At 39.7% G+C, this 18,238-nt stretch carries 24 protein-coding genes; 16 read left to right on the top strand and 8 right to left on the bottom strand.

All coding sequences use genetic code 11. The features are described 5' to 3' along the window. Positions 1–69 precede the first annotated feature (69 nt). The gene (locus E2626_RS12350) at positions 70–429 is read right to left on the bottom strand and encodes a YugN family protein (protein WP_134382081.1); all 360 of its coding nucleotides are present in this window, start codon (positions 427–429) and stop codon (positions 70–72) included. Between the two features lie 217 nt (positions 430–646). Here E2626_RS12350 and E2626_RS12345 point away from each other — a divergent pair, with 217 nt between their 5' ends. Continuing rightward, entirely contained in the window at positions 647–1,717 is a 1,071-nt protein-coding gene (locus tag E2626_RS12345; RefSeq protein ID WP_244094327.1) for a CAP domain-containing protein, read from the top strand. 20 nt (positions 1,718–1,737) lie between these two features. On the opposite strand, the gene E2626_RS12340 is transcribed toward E2626_RS12345, so the two are convergent. Beyond that, complete coding sequence (locus tag E2626_RS12340) at positions 1,738–2,214, bottom strand: PaaI family thioesterase (protein ID WP_166786819.1); 477 nt, start codon at positions 2,212–2,214, stop codon at positions 1,738–1,740. A 72-nt stretch (positions 2,215–2,286) separates the two neighbouring features. Here E2626_RS12340 and ylbD point away from each other — a divergent pair, with 72 nt between their 5' ends. Next, the gene (ylbD, locus tag E2626_RS12335) at positions 2,287–2,619 is read left to right on the top strand and encodes a spore coat protein YlbD (protein ID WP_134382078.1); all 333 of its coding nucleotides are present in this window, start codon (positions 2,287–2,289) and stop codon (positions 2,617–2,619) included. 51 nt (positions 2,620–2,670) lie between these two features. Continuing rightward, complete coding sequence (locus E2626_RS12330) at positions 2,671–3,117, top strand: YlbF/YmcA family competence regulator (RefSeq protein WP_134382077.1); 447 nt, start codon at positions 2,671–2,673, stop codon at positions 3,115–3,117. A gap of 74 nt (positions 3,118–3,191) precedes the next feature. Here E2626_RS12330 and E2626_RS12325 read toward each other — a convergent pair whose 3' ends face one another. Both E2626_RS12325 and E2626_RS12320 read right to left on the bottom strand, forming a co-directional pair. Next, the gene (locus tag E2626_RS12325) at positions 3,192–4,094 is read right to left on the bottom strand and encodes a glycerophosphodiester phosphodiesterase family protein (RefSeq protein ID WP_134382076.1); all 903 of its coding nucleotides are present in this window, start codon (positions 4,092–4,094) and stop codon (positions 3,192–3,194) included. Between the two features lie 73 nt (positions 4,095–4,167). Continuing rightward, positions 4,168–4,482 carry a hypothetical protein gene (locus E2626_RS12320; protein ID WP_244094318.1) on the bottom strand — a complete coding sequence of 105 codons (315 nt, stop codon included), beginning with the start codon at positions 4,480–4,482 and terminating at the stop codon, positions 4,168–4,170. A gap of 79 nt (positions 4,483–4,561) precedes the next feature. Here E2626_RS12320 and E2626_RS12315 point away from each other — a divergent pair, with 79 nt between their 5' ends. Beyond that, the gene (locus tag E2626_RS12315) at positions 4,562–4,837 is read left to right on the top strand and encodes a YlbG family protein (protein ID WP_134382200.1); all 276 of its coding nucleotides are present in this window, start codon (positions 4,562–4,564) and stop codon (positions 4,835–4,837) included. A 48-nt stretch (positions 4,838–4,885) separates the two neighbouring features. On the opposite strand, the gene E2626_RS12310 is transcribed toward E2626_RS12315, so the two are convergent. Further along, positions 4,886–5,272 carry a DUF7147 family protein gene (locus E2626_RS12310; protein ID WP_134382074.1) on the bottom strand — a complete coding sequence of 129 codons (387 nt, stop codon included), beginning with the start codon at positions 5,270–5,272 and terminating at the stop codon, positions 4,886–4,888. A gap of 130 nt (positions 5,273–5,402) precedes the next feature. Here E2626_RS12310 and E2626_RS12305 point away from each other — a divergent pair, with 130 nt between their 5' ends. From E2626_RS12305 to coaD, 3 genes are all read left to right on the top strand, one after another. Next, complete coding sequence (locus E2626_RS12305) at positions 5,403–5,690, top strand: hypothetical protein (RefSeq protein WP_134382073.1); 288 nt, start codon at positions 5,403–5,405, stop codon at positions 5,688–5,690. 444 nt (positions 5,691–6,134) lie between these two features. Next, positions 6,135–6,713: a 16S rRNA (guanine(966)-N(2))-methyltransferase RsmD gene (gene rsmD, locus E2626_RS12300; RefSeq protein WP_134382199.1), complete on the top strand. Its 579-nt coding sequence runs from the start codon at positions 6,135–6,137 to the stop codon at positions 6,711–6,713. Then, positions 6,703–7,188 (top strand): pantetheine-phosphate adenylyltransferase, encoded by a 486-nt coding sequence (gene coaD, locus E2626_RS12295; RefSeq protein ID WP_134382072.1) that lies wholly within the window; start codon positions 6,703–6,705, stop codon positions 7,186–7,188. Before rsmD ends, coaD begins: the two co-directional genes overlap by 11 nt. A gap of 13 nt (positions 7,189–7,201) precedes the next feature. Here the strand turns inward: coaD and E2626_RS12290 are convergent, their stop codons facing one another. After that, complete coding sequence (locus E2626_RS12290) at positions 7,202–8,296, bottom strand: nucleoside recognition domain-containing protein (protein ID WP_134382071.1); 1,095 nt, start codon at positions 8,294–8,296, stop codon at positions 7,202–7,204. A 122-nt stretch (positions 8,297–8,418) separates the two neighbouring features. Between E2626_RS12290 and E2626_RS12285 the strand changes: the two genes are divergently transcribed. Both E2626_RS12285 and E2626_RS12280 read left to right on the top strand, forming a co-directional pair. Then, complete coding sequence (locus E2626_RS12285; RefSeq protein ID WP_134382070.1) at positions 8,419–9,207, top strand: patatin-like phospholipase family protein; 789 nt, start codon at positions 8,419–8,421, stop codon at positions 9,205–9,207. After that, positions 9,200–10,234: a SepM family pheromone-processing serine protease gene (locus tag E2626_RS12280; protein WP_134382069.1), complete on the top strand. Its 1,035-nt coding sequence runs from the start codon at positions 9,200–9,202 to the stop codon at positions 10,232–10,234. Before E2626_RS12285 ends, E2626_RS12280 begins: the two co-directional genes overlap by 8 nt. A gap of 242 nt (positions 10,235–10,476) precedes the next feature. On the opposite strand, the gene E2626_RS12275 is transcribed toward E2626_RS12280, so the two are convergent. After that, positions 10,477–11,682, bottom strand: coding sequence for a nucleotidyltransferase (locus E2626_RS12275; RefSeq protein WP_134382198.1), 1,206 nt, complete (start codon positions 11,680–11,682; stop codon positions 10,477–10,479). A 358-nt stretch (positions 11,683–12,040) separates the two neighbouring features. On the opposite strand from E2626_RS12275, the gene E2626_RS12270 reads away from it, so the two are divergent. The 4 genes from E2626_RS12270 to E2626_RS12255 all read left to right on the top strand — a co-directional run bounded on the left by E2626_RS12270 (position 12,041) and on the right by E2626_RS12255 (position 14,415). Beyond that, positions 12,041–12,586 carry a YceD family protein gene (locus E2626_RS12270; protein ID WP_134382068.1) on the top strand — a complete coding sequence of 182 codons (546 nt, stop codon included), beginning with the start codon at positions 12,041–12,043 and terminating at the stop codon, positions 12,584–12,586. 59 nt (positions 12,587–12,645) lie between these two features. Continuing rightward, positions 12,646–12,819, top strand: coding sequence for a 50S ribosomal protein L32 (gene rpmF, locus E2626_RS12265; protein WP_134382067.1), 174 nt, complete (start codon positions 12,646–12,648; stop codon positions 12,817–12,819). Between the two features lie 133 nt (positions 12,820–12,952). Continuing rightward, the gene (locus E2626_RS12260) at positions 12,953–13,705 is read left to right on the top strand and encodes an enoyl-CoA hydratase/isomerase family protein (protein WP_134382066.1); all 753 of its coding nucleotides are present in this window, start codon (positions 12,953–12,955) and stop codon (positions 13,703–13,705) included. A 125-nt stretch (positions 13,706–13,830) separates the two neighbouring features. Further along, complete coding sequence (locus E2626_RS12255) at positions 13,831–14,415, top strand: RsfA family transcriptional regulator (RefSeq protein ID WP_166786818.1); 585 nt, start codon at positions 13,831–13,833, stop codon at positions 14,413–14,415. A gap of 44 nt (positions 14,416–14,459) precedes the next feature. Here E2626_RS12255 and E2626_RS12250 read toward each other — a convergent pair whose 3' ends face one another. Next, on the bottom strand, positions 14,460–14,936 hold the full coding sequence (locus tag E2626_RS12250; protein WP_134382064.1) for an N-acetyltransferase: 477 nt from the start codon (positions 14,934–14,936) through the stop codon (positions 14,460–14,462). 163 nt (positions 14,937–15,099) lie between these two features. Between E2626_RS12250 and E2626_RS12245 the strand changes: the two genes are divergently transcribed. The 3 genes from E2626_RS12245 to E2626_RS12235 are packed head-to-tail and all read left to right on the top strand — an operon-like array spanning position 15,100 to position 18,219. Then, the gene (locus tag E2626_RS12245; RefSeq protein ID WP_134382197.1) at positions 15,100–16,440 is read left to right on the top strand and encodes an acetyl-CoA carboxylase biotin carboxylase subunit; all 1,341 of its coding nucleotides are present in this window, start codon (positions 15,100–15,102) and stop codon (positions 16,438–16,440) included. A 5-nt stretch (positions 16,441–16,445) separates the two neighbouring features. Beyond that, a complete protein-coding gene (locus tag E2626_RS12240) occupies positions 16,446–16,658 on the top strand; it encodes an acetyl-CoA carboxylase biotin carboxyl carrier protein subunit (protein WP_134382063.1) in 213 nt (70 codons plus the stop codon). Positions 16,659–16,680: 22 nt separating this feature from the next. Continuing rightward, entirely contained in the window at positions 16,681–18,219 is a 1,539-nt protein-coding gene (locus E2626_RS12235; RefSeq protein WP_134382062.1) for an acyl-CoA carboxylase subunit beta, read from the top strand. Positions 18,220–18,238 lie beyond the last annotated feature (19 nt).

The raw sequence follows: 18,238 nt of genomic DNA, 5'->3' as shown, positions 1-18,238 counted from the left end.
ATTAATAGAAGATATGCTTAGCGTTTATATATAAAATAAAAGAGCCATATAAACCATGGCTCCTGACCATTAAATGGCGATCTTTGCAAGATCCTCATAAATGGCAACTAAGATTTTTTCACAAGTTTGTACGAGATGTTCAGGGAATTCTTCCCCTTCACCATATTCAACACCATGGGGATAATAATGTTTACCCAATAGTGGTGTAAGCAGTTTTACATCCGCATCGCTGGAGCCGATGTCCCCTTTTTCAGTAAAGCCGAAAATGCGCAGGTAAAATGTGCCTTCTCTGATTTCGAACTTTCTGTCATATGTAACACGTTCCCAGTCCCATTGTCCTGCACGAACCATACCGTGTTCATTCATCGTATCTTCCAATGGATCAAATTCAATTAATAGAGATTCTAATCCCGTATTTTCAAATCGCATTTGAAAATCTCCTCCTGTAAACCAGTTTTAATAATAAGTCGTCTCATGCTTAATAATAGTCGAAACAATAAGAAGTTGCAATTATGTCAGCTATTAATTTCATGTTTTTTTGTGGCAAAAAGATGACAGTTCTAATACTGCCTCTTGCTATTATTATAAGCTGTTCATATGTATAATATAGATATATTAATGAAAGGGGGGGACATAAGTGAAAACAATGGTTAGAATAGGCGTGGTTATTTTAGTCATATTCCTCATTGGTTTTTATAATGGTCCTTCTTTTCAGGAAAATGAAGAACTTGAAAATGAGCCATTCAATGTTGACTCTAATAGCGATAACGTTGAAGTGCCTTCATCTGATGGGCTGACACGGCCGAAGTCCGGCGTATCTGTTTTTATAGGTGAGGATGCAGACAGTCTTAAAGAGGCTTATGGAGAGCCCGACAGAACCGATCCGGGGAGAAATGAACTTACCTGGTATATTTATATGGATGAAGATGGTTATATGCAGGCAGCCGTGAAAGAAAATAAGGTAAAAGCATTATTTGTGATGGGAAATGCTTATGACAGCACACCTTACCATACTGGACAGTCTGTACAGGATATATATCGTTTTACGATGATAAACAGTGAGATTGTAGTTGAGAATGAAGGAAAGGTATATCAGCTTGAATTGAGCGAACAGGACTTGCATACGAGGTTATTAGTTCAATTTGACGACATTTATGCCCAGCTTATGATTGATTCAATTTCAAATACGTTAATGGGTGTATATTATCTGGATAAAGAAACGCTTCTGGATCAGCAGCCTTATGAAGTATCAGTTGAAGGTGGACCTGCTGCGGAAAAAGACCAGTTAATCAGGGATGAAGTGAATGAAGCGAATGAACGTCAAATTTTTGATATCGTGAATTATGTCCGGGAATTAAATGGGTTGAACGGACTGGAGTGGGATGACCGGATTGCTGAGGCTGCCAGAGAGCTTAGCGTAATGCGTAAACAAATGTTGGAGGGTGATAGCGACCAGGACGATTCAGGATTATCTGACAGGTTGTCATTGCTCGACAGAACCTACAAATCAGCCGGTGAAAATACCGCTTCACAATACTACCTTACGCCTGCAGTGGTCCATGGGTGGTTAAATTCAGAAGGACACAGAGATACGATGCTGAATGAAATGTTTACTCATACAGGATCAGGCGTGTACGGCAGTTATTTTACCCAGGATTTCGTTCAGTTTGATCAGTCAGAAGAGTATTCAGAAAGTACAGCACAAAATGAACAATAAAAGGCTGCACCGGCAGCCTTTTATTGTTTTTTGTCTATTAAATAAAATGACCCTGTTGCATGGGCAGCTCTTTTTCCTGCGTCGGTCTCGATCCATCCTTCAATAACCATACTTTTGCTTCCGTGATGGATGATTTTTGCATAAGCACGAACTATACCTCCGTAAATAGGGGCAGTATAATGAAGGTTGAGCTGACTCGTTACAGCTGCTTTATTAGATGGCGCTATTTTATTTGCGAGCATTCCCATTGCAGTATCAATCGCCGTCGCGGTAATTCCACCGTGCATCATACCTAATGAGTTATAAACAATCGGTGTGACGGGCATGGTAATGCTGAGCGTCTCACCGTCAAATTCGTGTTCCATTGCATACATTGCACTAACATAGGAAGTGCTTGTTCCCTGACGTTTTGATTCAAAGCCTTTCAGCACTTGTTCAATAATATTTTTTTCATCTTCGTTTAACTGTTCAATATACATTTGATTAACTGTATCCATCATGTGCCCCCTTTAACCATTCATTTCATTTTACCATAAAATAAATGATGGAAAGGAAATAGGAGGGATGAGATGAGTACACACATCGATCAGATGAATGATTTCAAGGAATACCTGAGAAAAAACCCTGACCTCATCAAAAAGGTTAGACGTGAGGAAGCTACCTGGCAGGAATTATATGAAGATTGGCTTATATTTGGAAATGAACGTAAAAGCTCCAGTATAGAATTTGAACAGGTTTTTTCAGCAGTAAAAGAGAAGATACAACACATTGATCCGTCACAAATTGAAAAATATTCGAAACAGATACAAACAGGTTTAGATTTTTTTCAGGAAATGTTAAACAACTTTAATAAACAGAGTGAAACAAAAAATGATGCATTTATGAATCAGTGGAAACAATAGGGGGCATTCATTCATAACAATTCATGTTATGATAAGTATGGAGGTGCGAACATGTTAGCAACGATGGAAAGAATCCAGCTGCTTGATGCATCAGATGAATTGTCTGAAGCCATCCTGCACTCAGAAACATTAGAGAACTACTATGAAAAGTACCAAACACTAAAAGCGTCCATCACGTCAATGGATAAAATATATAAATTCAACTCTCTGAAGGAACTATATGAAGAGGTTCAGCGTTTTGGCAGGTACCATCCTGACTATGGCAGAGTGATGAAAGAAATACGTGAGACAAAAAGAGATATGGACATGGATCAACATGTGGCACAGTTCAGAGTAGCAGAAAATGAACTGCAGCAACTGCTTGATGAGGTAAGTTCATTAATTGGTCACGCGGTATCTGAAAATGTGAAAATTCCAACTGGAAATCCATTTTTTGATTCTCAATCCGGATGCAGCGGCGGCTGCGGATCGGGTGGAGGCTGTTCCTGCTCTGCTTAAGCTCAAAATAAGTGATGAGACAGTAAATATTATACAAAAAGAACTGACGGAAAGCCCGTCAGTTCTTTTTTATATTACTCACTTTTAACTAATTGCATGGCAATATCAGGACGGTCTGTAATGATACCGTCAGCACCTAGTCTTAATAATCGGTCCATAGTCTCCACGTCATTAACAGTCCAATACTCCACCTTAATATTAAGCGAAGTTAAAAACTCAATAAAACCTTTTGAATCGAGTGGGATTGATTTGTGTTTTGTCGGGATTTGAATTGCGTCAGCATTTGGATGGTAAAGGTGTCCAAACCCGCTGCGATATAATGAAAATGCTTTGCGTGCTTCATTTTCACCACCGCCAATCGCTACCCGGTCCTGCGAGTAAAGTGAAAAGCGATCGATTTGTTCATCGTAAAAGCTTGTCACAAGGACTCTGTCTTCAACGCCGAGCTTTTCAATCAGACGCCATAGCTTTGAAGGCATTAGGCTTCCTTCGTAAGTATCAGGATCTTCTTTCATATCAATATTAAAAAGGTGATCCGGGAAAGCCTCAAGCGCTTCTTTAAGGCTTAATATTTTTTCTTCTTTTCCTCTGTAGGTCTGTTCACCCTGAAGGTCTCTGAAGTGGTAGCCCATATCAAATTCTTTAAGCTCAGATAAAGTGTAGTCAGAAATTCGTCCGGCTCCGTTGGTTGTCCGGTCAATAAACTGATCATGGAAAACAACTAACTCTTCATCTTTAGTCATACGGATGTCAATTTCAAATCCGTCCACGCCAAGTTCAGCAGCATTTCTGAATGCAGCAAATGAACTTTCAGGCGCCAGTTCTGCACCGCCTCTATGTGCGAATACCCGGGGCTTTTCCCCTTCAAAGAATTTTTTAGTCGGTCTCTTTACTGGATTTGATGTCATTTTAGTACCTGCCCAGATTGCTGCGCCAGACGCTGCAAGAGCAAGGCCGATATTCGTTTTCTTTCCCATTTCGAATCCTCCCTTATACAAATATTTCACCATTTAATGTTAGCACGATGAGGGGTGGTTCACAAACATGAGCTCACCTGAAACGAATACAGTCACTGCAGAGGTTGCCGCAGCAGAACATTTTCTGCTGGGGTACATAAAAACGATGGCGATAGACCCATTTGCCATTGTCAGACCTTACAAAAACCGTTTCTGCATTCAGTCTTTTCCCTCTCATTGATCTGACAGCACACTTCTTAATTGTCAGTTCAATTTCATGGCGGTCAGCTTTTATTGAATGTAAATATAAAAAGGGGATGCCTGCTGATTTTTTCCAATAAACATCAATTACTCCTGGCTCTTCACTTAGTAATGAAATAAATCGCTTCCAAATGTCATTTACATCCATATAAGCGCTTCCTTTCATTGCCGGAAAGGCATACTATATGCTACAATTTTTATTAAGAAAAACGAGTGAGGTAATGACTATGCTGATAGAGCGTCAAGGATTAATCGTATGGCTGCACAGCTTAAAGCACGCTAAAACGCTCAGGCGCTTTGGGAATGTGCATTACGTATCGAGAAAAATGAAATATGTTTTATTATACTGTAACCAGAACGAAATTGAAAAACTGACAGAAAAGCTGTCGAATTATTCTTATGTAAAAAAAGTGGACGTATCGTTAAGACCGTTTGTCAAAACAGAATATGAAAACGCAAGACCGGATAAAGCGAAAGAGTACGATTATAAAATGGGTCTTTGACAATTTAAAAAAGGCGGGCATATGCTCCGCCTTTTTGTGTATCAAATTTTAAGAGAGCGGTGCAATGTATCGGTTCATTCTCAATATACCGATCAAATGTTGAAAATAAAGCTCTTTTTCACCAAATGCCGTTGAAGGCTGAACCTCCAGATGCACTAAGGGGATACCTGCTTGTTCGGCAGCCGATTCGATCAGCTTTAATCTTTCAGAAGGTTGTTCAAGGTCAGGAATGCCCTCTCTTGAAATATAGATTGCCTGAAAATTCCCCATGCCGGTTTTTTTCATGATTAATGCCGGAGAAACTACTTTTCGATCATTTACAACCGCATGTAACACTGCAACCCGCATTGCGCGGTCCTGATTGAAATGAATCATATCCAAAAACTCGTATATATCTGCATAACCCTCACCGAGTTCAATAAAACGTTGAATCATCAAGTCACCTGCTTAATTAAAGTTGTTTTGCAAACGCAGATTTGCTATTGCACATCAATAATGTAACACATGTGATGAAAATAGTCTTAAGTGAATATGATTAAAAATATGATGATTAGAGGTGGTTTTGATGCATGTTGTCGTAATTTTATTAGTCATAACATTAATTGTCGTCTATTTTATCCCCGGAGGTCATAGTGAGAAAGAATTTAAAGATGAAGGGTGGATTGTAGCAGCAATTGTGACTGCGCTTGTCACCTACGGATTAATTGAGCTGGCCAGGGAAGATGAATTGAAAGAAATGACACTTGCTGACCTTCGTGAGGCTTTGAATCAAAATGAAGAATTACCGGATCTGGATGTTGTTGTAGAAAACATGTTAAGTAATGATCAAATGATTGATGTAAACGATATGTGATTTCTTCTATTGAATGTAAACAATCGTAAAGCTTTCTCAGTCATTTCAAGTTTATTTTGTGCTGTCAAATTAATCATTCAGCCTTTTTAAAAATTTCAATTCAAGTACAGCAAACATGTATAAATTGAGTATATATGCCGGCTCTGAGGCCGGTTTTATTTTATGCAAAAATTGCGGGGTATCTCATGGCAGATTATAGTCAATTATGGTAGCATAAGTACGAAATGTGTGAGCTGATGTCAATTGAGTTATTTTAACTAAGAGAATGGTTTTGTTAAAGACTAGTGTTTGTTTCTTCACAGCTGGTGATCGGAGCGTAAGGCGGTGACTCCGGCAGGAAGAGACGGATAAAGCATAATGGTTCTGCGCCAGACTGTAGAGAGCGTCCGTCTGAAGCGGAAATCAACAGCCAGAGTTAAGAGAATAAAAGATCGCGGTGATAATATGAGGATTATTTCAGGAGAAAAAAGAGGCATACAACTTCAGGCGGTTCCGGGGACTGGTACTAGGCCGACCACTGATAAAGTAAAAGAAGCAATTTTTAATATGATTGGTCCGTACTTTGAAGGAGGTACAGGACTGGATTTGTTTGCAGGCAGCGGAAACCTGGGGCTTGAAGCTTTGAGCAGAGGGCTGGACCGTATGATATTTGTAGATAAAGACAGAAAAGCATTTCAGACCATTAAAGACAATATACAAAAATGTTCCTATGAGAAACAAACTGAGTTATTCCGGAATGAAGCGGAACGGGCATTGAAAGCGGTTGCGAAAAGAGAAATCAAATTTGAATGTATCTTTCTCGATCCTCCTTATAAGAATAAGCAGCTGGATATGTATTTAGCCTATATAAATGAACATCATTTGCTTTCAGATACCGGTGTTGTAATGTGTGAACATGATGCTTCTACAATAGTTCCAGAGGCTTCAGGCAATTTAATAAGAGCAAAACATGAAATATATGGAACGACTGGTATATCAATTTATTATCTGCAAAAGAGAGAGGAAGAAAATAATGAAGCGTAAAGCAGTATGTCCAGGGAGCTTTGATCCAATTACTCTCGGACATTTAGACATCATTTCCCGTGGTGCCAAAAATTTTGATGAATTACATATTGTCGTTTTGAATAACTCTTCAAAAAAACCGGCGTTTTCAGTTGAGGAGAGAATGGATTTAATCAGGACTGTGACAAAAGATATTCCAAACATTAAAGTTGACTCTTATCAGGGTCTATTAGTAGATTATGCCAGAGAAATAGGTGCAAATGTAATCATTCGTGGTTTGAGGGCAGTATCTGATTTTGAGTATGAGATGCAAATTACTTCAATGAACAGAGTATTACATAGTGATCTCGAAACTTTCTTTATTATGACAAATAATCAGTATTCATTTTTAAGCTCAAGTATTGTAAAAGAGGTTGCACGTTACAGTGGTGATATTTCTGAACTTGTACCTCCTGAAGTGGAAGAAGCTTTAAGGCAAAAGTATATAGTGAAATAATATTTGTCCCGGACTAAAGCCGGGACTTTTGTTTGTTTACATTCACTAGCATAACGATGATGCACAGCGAAAAACTGATAATTGTGATCAATTGTGAATAAGGAACCGGCCGACTGAATGTCATGATCACATGTTGAACAGCTGGTACTTCATCGTATGCGAACGGGGAAAAGTGAGTATATATAATAAAAATAAGTGGTGATAGTATCATGTGAAAGAGCCTTGAAAGCAAGTAAGGCTTATAAGATATGGGAAGATGGTCAATGAATGATACAACTTGCATATGTATGCACAGACCGCTAAAAGAAACCATAGCTAAAACGATCATGGCAGTGGTTTGAAGGTTTTCGGATTGCCTGACAGCTGCATCAACACCGTTAGATAGCTCGAGGATCCCTGAAGCTAAAATTTCCAACTTTTCATTAGGGATGTCACTGTGAAGAGATTGTATGCCATTTTCGATTGAATGAATGGCCACTGAAAAAAAAATAATAAAGCCGCCAATCACTACAAGCTGTTTCATAGATATTACGACGGATTCTCGAAACAATGTAATATAATCAACAGACTCATTACGTTCTGGTACTTTAACCAATGAATCACCTTTAATGAGCCTCCCTGCAAATATACCTATGATCATATTGCCCGCCAAATGACATAGGAATAGTATAATGCCAAGTGAGGGCTGATTCATCAGGCCACCGGCTACAGCGCCAATCAGAAACATTGGACTTGCGCCATTCGTATAACAAATCAGACGTTGTGCATCAGGAAGACTGATTTTATTTTTCTTCAGCATATCAGCTGTCATTTTCGCACCAACTGGAAACCCTGATAAAGAGCCAGTTAAAAAGACCAGAGCTCCCTGTCCGGAAACATTAAAAACCGGCTTCATGACATGTCCGAAAAATTTGGAGAAGTTATTCAGCCAGGAAATTGAAGGTAACATGGAGGTTAATACAAAAAACGGAAATAGAGACGGAAAAATGATTTCGATGAATAATTGCATACCATTTATAGCTGCTTCAATCGTAGATTCGGGATTCACGAGTAGAAAAATAAAAGATAAAAAAAACAATAGTGAAATGATGTGGTCTTTTAATTTCATTGCAATCGGCTCCATTGCAGTATGATTAGTTCTTTTTAAGTACCAGCAATGCTAAAATTAACTATAAGTTGATTGTATGAAATGACAAGCTGTTTAGAACTGCTGTGAAAGGGTGTGAAAATATGAATCCTAAAATAGGGCTGGCACTTGGTTCAGGCGGTTCAAGGGGCTTTGCACATCTCGGTGTGCTGAAAGTACTTGAGCGTGAAAATATCAAAGTGGATTACATAGCAGGAAGCAGTATGGGGTCACTTGTAGGTGCGCTGTATAGTGCCGGGCAAAGCGTTTATGATATGGAGAGACTGGCGGCTACATTCAGAAGTAAATATTTTATGGATCTGACAGTACCTAAAATGGGCTTTATATCCGGAGAAAAATTCAGACAGTTTGTAAAGCTGTTTACTCATAATAAAAATATTGAAGAGTTAAACATTCCACTTTCAATCGTTGCAACCGATCTCATTAAAGCTGAAAAATTCATCTTTACTGAAGGTCCGGTAGACCGGGCTGTAAGAGCGAGTACAGCAATACCGGGTATATTTGTACCGGAAAAAATAGATGGAAAACTGCTTGTTGATGGTGGTGTGATTGACCGGGTTCCTGCTTCAGTTGCAAGGAATATGGGGGCGGATATTGTGATCGGTGTAGATGTTTCTCAAGTGAAGAAAAATGCTGAAATCAACACGATTTATGATGTCATTATTCAAAGTATTGATATATTGCAAACTGAAATCGTTCATTTGAAGATGACAGGAGCAGATATACTGATTTCTCCTAAAGTGGATCAATACAGCAGTAAATCATTTCAGTTTGCAGAACAGATTATACAATTGGGGCAAGAAGCTGCAGAAGCAGCTTTGCCGGATATACTAGAGGAAATAGAACGCTGGAAGGAGCACCGCAATGAATAGAAAAATGATGCTTACACTGTTAATAGTTATGGTTATTGCAGTGTTTCTTAGCTTTTATTCGCTGCCATATTATGTTCAGAAACCGGGCAACGCGTTTGCGCTTGATGAAATCGTAGAAGTGGAAAATGGGACTGAAAGTGAAGGGGACTTTTCATTAATGACGGTTTCACAGGTGCAGGCCAATGTGTTTGCATACGCGTGGGCATACTTTAGTGAATATCAGGAAATTTACGATGTTGAAGAAGTAAGAAATCCTCATGAAAGTGAAGATGAGTATTCTGTCAGACAATTATACTTAATGGATAATTCTGCAGCTCAAGCAATTGAAGTAGCATTTAGAGAAGCTGGAGCTGAGTATGAGTTTCAATACAATGGAATCTATATATTGAACGTGTTTCCCGGTATGCCTGCTGAAAATATTTTAAAAGCAGGAGACCGCGTAATTGAAGTTGACGGGATAAAGCTGGAATCTTCCGAACAATTTATTGATTATGTTGCTGAAAAAGAAGCGGGAGATCGTGTCACACTCGTATATGACAGAGAAGGAAAAGACATGACAGATGATATTGTACTTGATACGTTTCCGGAAAATAATGATCAGGTAGGGATGGGTATCTCTCTTGTAGATGACGTGGAGCTGGAAACAGACCCAAGTGTAGAGATTGATTCAGGCGGGATTGGCGGTCCCTCAGCGGGCTTAATGTATTCTCTTGAGATTTATGATCAGCTTGTTGAAGAAGATCTGACAGCCGGGTTGATGGTGGCCGGTACAGGTACAATTTCTTCAGAAGGTGATGTGGGGAGAATCGGTGGAATTGAGCAAAAAATAGTTGCTGCTGACAAACAGGATATAGACATCTTTTTTGCGCCTGATGATGAACTGCCTGAAGACATTCGGGAAGAAAATCCGGATGTTAAAACAAATTATGAGGCAGCCGTTGAAACTGCTGAAAAGATAGGAACTGATATGAAAATTGTACCTGTCAAAAAATTTGAAGATGCTTTGGAATATTTAAATTCATTATAGGTTAAAAGAGGATGGGACATAAGCTGTCTCATCCTCTTACTCGTTTCGCTGCGCTTCAGGCGGACGCTTTCCGCGCGGCCGGCGGTGAGCCTCCTCATCGCTTCGCGCCTGCGGGGTCTCACCTGTCCGTCTTCTCGCGCTGGAGTCACCGCCTTACGCTCCGCTACACTTAGATTTTAATATAAATATTGTTTAATTCAACAAAAGAGTTTTTTTGTCTCAGCCTCTTTTTTGGATAATGACTATATGATAACGGGTGCAGATTTGAAATCTTTTACAATCATTTCCTGTCTTTTAATGGGATTACTGTATCCCATGGCGTATGCCCTGCCTGCTCTGATATCAATTGCGCATTGCTCATGGTGATTACGGTTTAGGTTACTGATGATTGGGAGTGTAAAATCATTTTTATACAGATTTAAATATTCCCGCCCTTTAGCATTCATGCCAAGCATTCTTAAATAGGCCGGAGAATGATTTGATTGCATTTCCTCTTTTGTTGTTGTCGTTAACAGGTGAGTCAGAATCCGCTGAATTCTCGTCCATGTATATCTCTTCGTCTTTACCTTATGCATGAATTCCCCGAAGTTTCTGCTATCCAAAGCTGCCTCAATCAGTCTGTATTGAATACCTTCTTCCATTTCATAAATGCGCTCAAGAGAAGAAGGAGAGTTTGTAAGCAAAATATGCTGGATATAAGACCAGTAGCTGCTCCAATTCAGCAGTTGACCATGATTACCTAAATATTTATCCAGAACTGAATACGTCGATTCTGGTACGTGGTTCTTAACACTTTCAACGCCGTCTTCAAAAATTTTCTTTCTGATTGAAGTAGCACTTGATATGAACGAATGATTCAGCGACTCATCATGATACTGTGATGAAGTTCTCTGAATCGTATAAGGTTTTATTTTGTCCGAGAAAACATCCACTGCGGTTATGTACTGATAGCCCAGCATATTGTTAGGTTTGGCTAAATCAAGCTGAGATTGATCTTCAAATAGTTGCTTGTAGCTTTCTGCAGCTGCTGCAGGGTAGCTTTTGCCCAGTTTCATCTGCTCCCTGATTTTATGCTGTAACTCCGGGCGTTGATCCTTCTCAAGCTGAAGCTGCTGAATAAATGGTTCGATTTTGCCGTTTTCACTTCCAAAACAAATTGAGCTGCACCCGGCTGCATCCAATAGTTTGACTGCTCCTTCAGCAAAGATCGAAGCATGCTGCACCGCAAACTGATAAGGCAGTTCGAAAACGATATCAACTCCAGAGCGCAGTGCCATCTCTGCACGCTCCTGTTTTGGCAGCAGTGCAGGTTCTCCTCTCTGAAGAAAATTCCCGCTCATGACTGCGATGACAATTTCGCTATTGGTAACTGTGCGTGACTGGTCAGCGTGTAATTGATGTCCATTGTGAAAAGGATTATATTCTACAACGATTCCACAAGCCTTCAACCAAATCATTCCTTTCTTTAAATGTTAATTTGAATTGTATTAAAATTTAGTGATCATGATCGTTTGTTGATGTTTAATCGCACATTTGCAGTAAGTAAATTTCTCTACAGTAATAGACAGCGCAAACAGATTTTATAGTCAGATTTATTAAAGATAACATTTGTTGAACAATCCCTTTATATTTTAACTCATCTGCGTTATAATAATATGTAGTTTCGACCGGTAAAGCAACCGGTCTTTTATTGTGCAGCCTAAAGCGCGAATACTTTCAGGCCGGCATTTTCAGTTGTAAAGAAAAAATCTTGACATTCCTTTATACAGGGAATATAATCTACTTTGTGCCTTGAGGTGATGACAGATGAAATGGTCAATCATTCAGCTGCAGAAATATCGCAATGAAGACTTTAAGATCAATGAAACGGTAGAAATGAATGAACTGACTGAACGGCACCGTGATATCCGGCAGGTTGAACCTGTCCGTGTTACAGGTCGCGGGGATATTAGTTCATCCAGAATAACGTTTCACCTTCAGATTGAAACAACACTTACTCTGCCATGTGCGAGAACACTAGTAGATGTTAAGTATCCAGTTTCTCTTCAAACCGTAGAAACTTTTATCCTGAATTCATCTTATATTGATGAAGAATTGCATGAAGAAGTACATGAACTGGAAGGTGAAGTAATCAATCTTCGTCCGGTTATTGAAGAAATTCTATTGCTCCAGGTGCCGCTTCAGGTCTTTAGCGATAAAGCACTTAAAGAAGAAGGCATGGACAGCGGAAACGGCTGGGAAGTTTTATCCGAAGAGGAGCTTGAAGAAGCAAGAAATGAAGAGCAGCAGGATGAACCTGCAGCAGACCCAAGACTTGCTGATCTTGCGAAATTTTTCGACGAAAAAAAATAAACGTAAAAACTGGACCTATGGTTCATTTTACAATCACTCTCTTTAAGGAGGTGGGAAACATGGCAGTACCATTTAGAAGAACATCGAAAACCGCTAAAAGAAAGCGTCGTACGCATGTCAAGCTATCTGTACCAGGTATGGTAGAGTGCTCTAACTGTGGAGAAATGAAGCTTTCTCACCGCGTGTGTAAAGCGTGCGGAACTTATAAAGGCAAAGAAGTAGTTGGAAAATAATTGCTTCTTCTGAAAACCTGCAACAGGGACCATGGCCCTTTGCAGGTTTTTTGTGTTATTGCAGTTTTGCTTAAACACCACTCGTATGTCTCGTGTTACAATAATTTGCAGATTAGCGTAAAGGGGAAAAAATATGGGGTATACGATTCAGCAAAATAATCATGCATTAATTTTTACAATTTCTCGTCCGGAACGCAGAAATGCAGTTAACTATGAAGTCATGGACGGGCTTCAAATAGCGATAAATCAAGCACAAAAAAACGATTATGTAAAAGCACTGATCGTAACCGGTGAAGGGAATGAGGCATTTTGTGCTGGTGGGGACCTGCAGGAGTTTCACCGGTTAAAAACTCAAAAAGAAGCCTATGGCATGTTATCAAACATGGGCTCGATACTCTATCAGCTTGCTACATTGAATAAAGTAACTGTAGCATACATAAATGGTGCTGCGGTTGGTGGTGGCTGTGAAATTGCAGCAGCCTGTGATTACAGAATAGCCCGTCCAGGCATTAAAATGGGCTTTGTTCAGGCTAATCTCGCGATCACTACCGGCTGGGGTGGAGGTACATTATTATATGAAAGATTACCTGCAAATCAGGTGTTTCGCCTATTATCAGAAGCGAAAGTACACCATGAAAGCACATTATACGAATTAGGCTTTATCGATCAGACAGTTCAGGTTGAATCAGTTGATGAACTGATTGATATGTTTAAACCGGTATTTGAAAAATCAGGAGCAGTCCTGGGAGCATACAAAAAAATGCTCACTCAAAAGTGGACTGCCGGAGATTTAAAAGCCCGGATGGAAAGCGAAATCTATGAGTGTTCAGTGCTATGGGAGAAAGAAGAGCACCATCAAGCTGTTGAAAAATTCTTTGAAAAATAATAGTAGACATAAAAAATACGTTTTTCGTATTTTTTTATGTCTATTTTTTTATATTCGGGCATAGAATATCAATAGATTACAAAACTGTATATCAGCTATATTAATATGAAAATGGGGGAATCAGAGTGAAGTTAAGACAGGATGGCTGGACATCGCATGAAGATCAGTTGTTAAAAGAGAGAGTTCTTGCGCATATCGAAAGAGGAAGTACGCAGCTGAATGCATTTGAAGAGATTGCAATTGAACTGAACAGGACGCCGGCAGCATGCGGGTTCCGGTGGAATTCGTGTCTTAGAAAAGAATGTCAGAAACAGATCTCTGAAGCTAAAAAAGTAAGGTATGCAAAAAGAAGAGAAGAAGAAAAGAAGTCTGTTGAAAAAAGCAGCGACTGGAATGCAGAACAGCTTATTATGAGGATGAATCAGTGGATCAGCAGACTTGAGCAGAGTAAGCCTGCGGAAGAGATGGAACTAAGAGTAATAGAAGCAGAGAAAGATCGTGAAAAACTTGAAAAAGATAATCAACTTCTAAAAGAACAAATATCTGAATTAAAAGAAGACTATCATGCATTACTCTATCTGATTGAAAAAGCAAGAAAATTGGGGACAGAAGATGGAGATAGATCATCAAGTGTTTTTAAGATGGAACCTAACGGCAACCTGTTCAGGATGGAAAAGAAAGCTGTTAACGAATCTTCAGAGCATTTTTAGGTAATATAGAAACGAGGGCTGCGAACAGCCCTCGTTTCTATTTTTTATTCGTGAATTTGTTCTGTAACTCCATCCGGGTACCAGACCATTGGATTTTCTCCTAAGTCTCTTTCCAGATCATAAGTGACATACTCAAAGCCCATCCGCTCCCAAAAAGCTCTTGAATTTACTCTTGGATTCGTTTTTATCGGAAGACCGAAGCTTTTGGCATACTCAACCATTTTCGATCCGTAGCCTTTTTTTTGATAATCAGGCAGTACTTCTACTTTCCAGAGCTCCAGATAATTTTGTGGAGGTTCGAAATACTGGTCAAAGCGTGCATCTCTTTTAAAAAGATTCATTCTTGCTACCAGTTTATTGCCTAAGTAAATCCCGTAGAAAGGTGATTCACTATCATTTTCGACCATATTGGTTTCAAGTTCCTCTTTCATTGAAAGCTCCTGAACGCCAACTTCACGAAATTTATTAAACTCTTCAAGAGTTTTGTAATTAATTTTTAAATTCTCTACTTTATAAGACATTTCGTACACTCCCTGTAAGTATGATGAGATTATGATGTAACCGCTTAAAACGGTATATAGCTATATTATAGCGCAACAGGTCAAAAAATTCTGCACATTTCATTAGAAAGCGTTTACAATAGAAGGTGGGGATGGAGATAAAATGTTTAGAAAGGGGATTGTTGTGAGAAAAATACTAATTGCTAACCGTGGGGAAATAGCGCTTCGAGTTATTAAAACATGTAATAAAATGAATATAGAAACGGTAGCTGTGTATTCTGAAGCCGACCAGGATCTTCCTTATGTGAAAGCAGCAGATACAGCTAAGTTGATCGGTCCGCCTCCAGTGGCCCAGTCATACTTACATATTGAAAGACTGCTTGAAATTGCTTCCGAGGAAAACGTTGATGCGATTCATCCAGGCTATGGTCTTTTATCTGAAAACGCAGATTTTGCTGAACAAGTAGAAAAGGAAGGGTTCATCTTTATAGGTCCTTCGTCTTCAGTCATGCGCAAGATGGGAGACAAAATAGAAGCAAGAAAAACGATGATGGAAGCCGGAGTCCCAGTTGTACCTGGTTATGAAAGTGACAATATGACATTGGATGATGCGAAATTTGAAGCGGGTAAAATCGGCTACCCTGTTATGTTGAAAGCAAGTAGTGGCGGAGGCGGAGTGGGAATGGTGCTTTGCAAAAATGAACAAGCGCTCACTCAGCATTTTGAACCGACAATCAAACGCTCCCAAACTTACTTTGGATCCGGAAAATTGTTTATAGAAAAATACATCCCCAAAGCACGCCACATTGAAGTGCAAATATTCGGGAATGCTGAAGGGGAAGTATTTCATTTATTTGAACGGAATTGTTCAATTCAGAGACGAAATCAAAAAGTGATTGAAGAATCGCCGTCTCCTTCCCTGTCAGAACCTGCAAAGGAAAGACTTTATCATTTAGCCGTGCAGGCTGGAAAAGCAGTAGGATATAAAAACGCAGGAACGATTGAATGTATATTGGACACTGACGAGAATCCGTTCTTTTTAGAAATGAACACCCGATTACAGGTTGAACATCCAGTTACCGAACAAATAACAGGGTTTGACCTGGTGGAATGGCAGATCCTTACTGCATTTGGAGAAAGGCTTCCTGTTCAAAAACAGGATGAGATAAAGTCATCAGGACATTCAATTGAGTTCAGAATCTACGCAGAAGATCCGAAAACGTTTTATCCTTCTCCAGGAACACTAGAGACAGTTGAATTTCCTGAAGGGCAGGGGATCAGGGTAGATATCGGATATGAAAGAAATAATAAAATTACACCTTACTATGATCCGATGATCGCTAAATTTATCGTGACAGCTGATTCACGTCAGTCATGTATAAAAACTGCAAGACAGGCATTTGATTCAGTCAAAATAGAGGGTGTAAAGACAAACACTCCTCTCCATAAACTCGTTTTGGATTCTGCTGAATTTATGGATGGGAAATACCACACACAAACATTAGAGAAAATTAAAGGAGAATGATGACGATGACACAGATTACATCAACGATGGCAGGTACAGTTTTACAAGTTTTGGTTAACAATGGCGATCAGATTGAAAGTGGACAACCAGTGATGATGCTTGAATCAATGAAAATGGAAATTCCTGTAGAGGCTGAAGCTGCAGGTAAAGTGAGTGAGGTTAAAGTAAATGCTGGTGATTTTGTAAATGAAGGTGACACGCTGCTAATTCTTGAATAATCCCGAAAGGAGAGGAAAATACATGCAATCTGAAACGATTCAGAGCAGGCTGAAAGAAGCCCGTGAAGAGATACAAAAAGGCGGTAAACCAAAGTATCATGAAAAACTGAACGATCAGGGTAAGATGTTTGCCAGAACAAGAATAGAACGCTTAGTGGACAAAGATTCTTTCAAAGAAGATGCAATGTTTGCGAACTTCAATGCAGGCGACCTGCCGGCTGATGGCGTCATTACAGGAACAGGTCTTGTGGATGGAAGACCTGTATGCATCATGGCCAATGATTCTACCATTAAAGCCGGTTCCTGGGGAGCGAGAACGGTTGAAAAGATTATCCGCATACAGGAAACCGCTGAAAAGCTGCGTGTTCCGATGCTTTACTTAGTGGACTCTGCAGGAGCCCGCATTACAGATCAGCTTGACATGTTTCCAAACCGCAGAGGCGCAGGAAGAATATTTCACAATCAGGTAAGACTGTCCGGTTTCATCCCGCAAATTTGTCTGTTGTTTGGTCCGTCAGCAGCAGGCGGCGCTTATATTCCTGCTTTTTGTGATATCGTCATTATGGTTGAAGGAAATGCGTCTATGTATCTCGGTTCCCCGAGAATGGCTGAAAAAGTGATCGGTGAAAAAGTGACGCTTGAAGAAATGGGTGGTGCAAAAATGCACTGTTCAGTAAGTGGATGCGGAGATATCCTGGCCAAAAATGAAGAAGAAGCCATTCATCATGCAATCAATTACTTAAGCTATTTTCCTCTTAACTTTGAAGGTGAGGTACCGGTGAAGGAACCGGCAGTGTCTCATAGTAAGGAGCAGCTGTCAGGATTAATCCCGGCAAATCAAAATGCTCCATTTAATATGTATGATGCCATTGACACGCTCATTGATCAGGACAGTTTTTTTGAGATTAAGAAGCTTTTTGCTCCTGAACTGATTACCGGTTTTGCAAGAATGAACGGTAAGCCGGTCGGAATGATTGCAAACCAGCCAAAAGCTAAAGGTGGCGTATTATTTGTTGACTCAGCTGATAAAGGCGCGAAATTTATTCAGCTGTGTGATGCATTCAACATTCCATTACTTTTCCTTGCTGACGTGCCAGGCTTTATGATCGGAACGAAGGTCGAGCGTGCAGGTATTATCCGTCATGGTGCCAAGCTGATTTCAGCTATGAGCTCTGCTACTGTGCCTAAAATATCGGTTGTGGTCAGAAAAGCTTATGGCGCCGGCCTTTATGCAATGGCTGGACCGGCATTTGAACCTGACTGCTGTATTGCACTGCCTTCAGCTCAAATAGCCGTAATGGGACCTGAAGCAGCTGTCAATGCAGTATATTCTAATAAAATTCAGGAAATTGAAGATCCTAAAGAAAAAATTGCTTATGTGCAGAAAAAACATAAAGAATATCAGGAAGAGATAGATATTTACAGACTGGCATCTGAAATGATTATTGATGACATAGTTGAGCCTGATGAACTGAGAGATGTTCTGATCAGCCGATTTGAATACTACGCATCAAAAAAGATCCCAATGCCGCCAAAGAAGCATTCTGTATACCCTGTATAACGTACGAACCGCCAGAAGT

This window comes from Jeotgalibacillus salarius, from assembly GCF_004405125.1.
Taxonomy (GTDB): Bacteria; Bacillota; Bacilli; order Bacillales; family Jeotgalibacillaceae; genus Jeotgalibacillus; species Jeotgalibacillus salarius.
Note: the sequence above shows the minus strand (reverse complement) of the source record. Positions and strands in the feature narration are given on the sequence as shown.